This window comes from Flavobacterium sp. (assembly GCF_029242675.1).
Classification (GTDB): Bacteria; Bacteroidota; Bacteroidia; order Flavobacteriales; family Flavobacteriaceae; genus Flavobacterium.
The window spans coordinates 1-4,341 of sequence record NZ_JAQWTM010000297.1 but is presented as its reverse complement, the minus strand read 5'-3'; the positions used below and the strand labels follow the sequence as shown (position 1 = coordinate 4,341).

Genomic DNA, 4,341 nt, shown 5'->3' with positions numbered 1-4,341 from the left:
ATCGCAAAAATATAAGTTTGTTCCACACTACAAGTACCTTTTGTGTTAAATTTATTATCTTTTTTTGTCAATAACTTTCAAGCAAAAACTAAAAAAGTCGGAAAAAAATTTCCGACTCTCTTAACTAACAATTTATTTTTTTCCAGCCTCGTTTAACCAAGTTGAACGAGGTTTTTTTGTTTTAAAATCGTTCTCTTTAAAGAGGTAATTTCTTTTTAGAAAAAACAATGTTGCATTAAAAAGTTAACCTATAAAACGCTTTCTTTTTTGTTTTATAAAACGCAAAGAAGTCTTCCTACTAATTCGTACTTATCGGAAACCTATAAATAGCTTGTACCTTTAAAAAAGCACTTGTCTCAAGGTTGGTATTCAGTTTGGTTCTATTGTCGCCAATGCGAAAAGGGGTAATCGCGAGTCCTATCTTATCATCTACGGCATAAACATCATAGGTATTGGTTTCAACACCAAGCTTTAATCGCAAGAGCAAATTTTTGGTCAAAGAATTATTTTGCACGTAAGTTGAGAATTCTAGTGTATTATTCTCGGTATAGGTTAATGGAGTATTTTCGGTATGAATTTTAAAAGTTTCAGAGTTACCCTTGTAATCCAGCCCAACTCTAGTGGTGTTTGAAAGACCATAGTTCACGTCAAACAAGCCCGGAATCAAAGCAGTAAACTCAAAACGAGCATCGAGGCTTTTATAATACATACCAACTAACGGTGTAACATACAATCCATACGCTTCATTGCCTGCATATAGTCCAAATTTATAATTGAAATTAGTACTTTTTTTATAGGTCAATACAGCAATTCCTCCCATGTAAATATCATCAGTTCCAATTTTTTTATAGTTAGAGGAAAGTATAGGAAGTAAAACATAAATACCAGACCATTTTTTTGAATGCTGTGTTGTAAAACCTAATTTTAGACGAGTATAGTATAAGGTGTTGTACTCAGCATCAGGATACAATTGAAATTTTTTAATGTTAAAATCGAAACCCGTTATTAGAGCTGTTTTTTCATTTAAAACAACTGGCAAAAGTATTTTAGAATCAAAAATTGAAATTGTGGTGCTTTTATCACTGTTAATATAAGGAGTAGCACCGGTTTTAGAATAGCTAATATCAGCAACGTCAACATATTGCTGTGCATTAATCAGCATCGGTAAAAGAAGAAACAATAGTAGCAGTGATTTATTTTTCATGTAGTAAATGTAGACTATTTAGAAATACTAATTAGTTTATTCACAAACGTCAAAACTAAAATTATATTTATGGCTAGAGGAAAATGGAGATCTGTTCGTGTTAAAAAAGGTTACGATTCTAAATATATAAAAGAGCCTACTTTATATTTGTTGCACCCTCGTATCTAAACAGTTTTGAATTTTATAATGCATAAAAAAAACCCCAACATCTGTTGGGGTTTTGTGACCTTGACTGGATTCAAACCAGTAACCTCTTGAGCCGTAATCAAGTGCGCTATTCAGTTGCGCCACAAGGCCATTTGCAACGGTTAATAATAACCTGATTGCGGGTGCAAATATAAGTATAAATGTGTAAATTGCAAGCATATTATTCGATAAAATTTAAAAAAAATGGCTTTAAAAAAGTATATACGTGATATTCAAGGATTTCCAAAAGAAGGAATTGTGTTCAAAGACATTACTCCTTTATTAATTGATGCCACCGCTAGTAAAGAATGCTTGCAAATACTAGTCGATTCGGTAAAAGGCAAGCAAATAGATAAAGTAATTGGAGTAGAAAGCCGTGGTTTCTTCTTTGGGATGTTGTTGGCGCAAGAACTAAATGCAGGCTTTATTCCTGTTCGTAAACCTAATAAATTACCGTTTGATACTATTGCTGCTAGTTATGATTTAGAATATGGTTCAGATACATTAGAAATGCATAGTGACGCCATTCAAAAAGGCGACCGAATTCTAATTCACGATGATGTTTTGGCTACAGGAGGTACCGCTAAAGCGGTTTGCGAATTAGTAGAGCGACTTGGTGGTGAGATTGTACAACTTAATTTTATAATGGAGTTGTCGTTTTTAAACGGAAGGGATAAATTAGGTACCTACCCTATTTTTGCTGCGATAAACTATTAGTCTATTGCTCTCGTAGTAATATAATAGCGGTATCCAATGATTGCCATTTGCCATTTTTTGGCTTTAGCCAAATCTAAACCTTGCTTGGTGAAACTAGGAAGCAATAAGCGGTTGAGGTGTGCCAGAATTTTAAACATACTTTTATTTTTGACAAAGATATAAAAAATGCCGCTCTTTGATGGAGCGGCATTTTTATGTGATTATTTATTAGCTTTGATTTTAGCTTGATAGGCTTTCATTTGCTTTTCATATACTTCCATTTCTTTTTCAAAAACTTTCATCTTGGCATTAAAAGGTTCCATTTGCTTATCAAATTCGGCCATTTTTTTGTCAAAAGCAGCTATCTCCGGCTCGATGGCTTTCATTTTCTTCTCGAACTCTTCCATTTTTTTGTTAAAATCAGCCCATTCTTTTTTATCTCCCGTGCTAGGTGAACCTTTGGGTGCTAGAGGTGCTTTGGGGAAATTGGGAGCTTTTGGAGTTTTAAAGTTAAAAGTAGGCGGTGTTGGTGGAGTAGGCGGTTCAGGTACATTTACTTTGTTATAGACGTAATTTTTGGTTACGATACGAACGGCATTTTTATTGGTTCCCGTATTTTTATCTACATCAACAGAGGTTATATCATTTGGACTCAGACTTTCGGCTTCAAGTGGGCTTACTTTTTTTCCGTTTACAAAGTATGTTACATTAGTAGGGAGCGTATTTTTATCTGACGAAGTGGAAATTGATGTTACTGTATAGCTTCCTCGTGGTCCCTTAGCTCCTGTCAAATTAGTAGGATCTATTTTTTCAACATCTAATTCTTCCGAAGCCGTCTTTGTTTCAAATGTGAATGAGGAAGTATTTTTGTTGTCTTTAGTAATAATCTCAATAGTATTTTTACCATTGTTTTTCGTGACATTCATCGTTGCAATAGTTGCTGCATCGGTAGCATCTAATTCTTGCTTAGAAACTTTTTTTCCATTGATATAAATTTCTGTTTCAGCAGTAATCGTATTGGTAGTTTCTGATGAAGTTACAGCAGTTTTCATTTTTTTAATGCTGTCAGTCGGCATAACTTCAACTGCGCTCGAAACAGTATTGTATGTAGTTTTGTTAGTTTCTTTTGGTGCTTTTTCTTGCGCCACGACTTCTACTTGAAACAATAACATAAATCCTATTAGTGCGGGTACAACAGTAGCGTACTTCCAAGAATTTCTTTTGTGAGATTGATTTTTGTTTAACATAACGATTCGTTTTTTGATTAATGATTGATAAAAAGGATTGGCAAGTGCAACACATTGCTCTTGGGTTGTTATTTTTAGTAAGGTAATTTGATAGGCTTTTTTGTCGGTTATTCTTTTCAATGCCACGCTATCTGCAATGAATTCCAAATTTTGAATGATTGCTTTTTTGTACCACCACACCACCGGATTGAACCAAAAAAGAATACAAAATAGTCGAGACAGTAAAACGTCTACTGAGTGGTATTGTTCGCTGTGCACTTTTTCGTGTTCTAAAATATTTTGAAGTTCGGAAGCATTATAAAGTGCTGAATTATAGACAATGGTTTTGAAAAAAGAGAAAGGCGCGCGATTTTCACTACTATCAATCAGGACAAAGTTGGCTTTTTTCGTTGAAGGCTGTCCTTTAAAAAGTTTGCGAAGGCTGTAAAAGTCAAATCCGAATTTTGTTAACAAACCTAAAACTCCCACAGTATACAGCAATGCTAAACTAAAATAAATATATCTTTCGGTAGTATCCTCCTCGGCTATTGCTCTCACGGGCATTTTAGACCAGTCAAAAGGTTCGGGATTGGGTTCTACCCAAACAATTGTAGTAAATACGACCAATGGTAAAATGACGGAGGTTATTAAACCCGCTACTAAAAACCATCTGTTAGCAGTGAAAAATGTTTCCTTGCGCAACAAAAAGTGATACGCTGCAAAAAACAACAGTAGCAAGCCACACGATTTAAGTAGATAAATTGCAATAAGTTCCATGTATAGAGCTGTTTAAGTAGACTTTAAATGTACACAATTATTTGGTTTCATCCTGATTCTCAATCATTGCCAAAATTTCTCTTAATTCTGCAGCGGATATTTTTTCTTCTTTGGCAAAAAACGAAACCATATTTTTGTACGAGCTATTAAAATAAGTATCAATTGCAGTACTCATAAATCGTTTTCGGTAGTCCTCAATAGGAACAATAGGGTAGTACTGATGCGTGTTCCCATAGGCATTATGTGCCACAT

Annotated in this window: 5 protein-coding genes and 1 tRNA gene; 1 reads left to right on the top strand and 5 read right to left on the bottom strand. The window is 34.3% G+C overall.

What is annotated here, in order from left to right; all coding sequences use genetic code 11:
* Positions 1-298 precede the first annotated feature (298 nt).
* The gene (locus tag P8M54_RS10810; protein WP_300287857.1) at positions 299-1,204 is read right to left on the bottom strand and encodes a DUF6268 family outer membrane beta-barrel protein; all 906 of its coding nucleotides are present in this window, start codon (positions 1,202-1,204) and stop codon (positions 299-301) included.
* A 223-nt stretch (positions 1,205-1,427) separates the two neighbouring features.
* Positions 1,428-1,501 (bottom strand) — tRNA-Arg (locus P8M54_RS10805).
* 93 nt (positions 1,502-1,594) lie between these two features.
* Here P8M54_RS10805 and P8M54_RS10800 point away from each other — a divergent pair.
* Positions 1,595-2,107: an adenine phosphoribosyltransferase gene (locus tag P8M54_RS10800; RefSeq protein WP_300287856.1), complete on the top strand. Its 513-nt coding sequence runs from the start codon at positions 1,595-1,597 to the stop codon at positions 2,105-2,107.
* Here P8M54_RS10800 and P8M54_RS10795 read toward each other — a convergent pair.
* The 3 genes from P8M54_RS10795 to P8M54_RS10785 form a co-directional block, all read right to left on the bottom strand.
* Positions 2,104-2,244, bottom strand: coding sequence for an SsrA-binding protein (locus tag P8M54_RS10795; RefSeq protein WP_300287854.1), 141 nt, complete (start codon positions 2,242-2,244; stop codon positions 2,104-2,106). The genes P8M54_RS10800 and P8M54_RS10795 overlap by 4 nt on opposite strands.
* 63 nt (positions 2,245-2,307) lie before the next feature.
* Positions 2,308-4,089: a M56 family metallopeptidase gene (locus tag P8M54_RS10790; RefSeq protein WP_300287853.1), complete on the bottom strand. Its 1,782-nt coding sequence runs from the start codon at positions 4,087-4,089 to the stop codon at positions 2,308-2,310.
* 37 nt (positions 4,090-4,126) lie between these two features.
* The coding region (locus tag P8M54_RS10785) for a BlaI/MecI/CopY family transcriptional regulator (RefSeq protein WP_300287852.1) at positions 4,127-4,341 on the bottom strand (215 nt) is incomplete at its 5' end.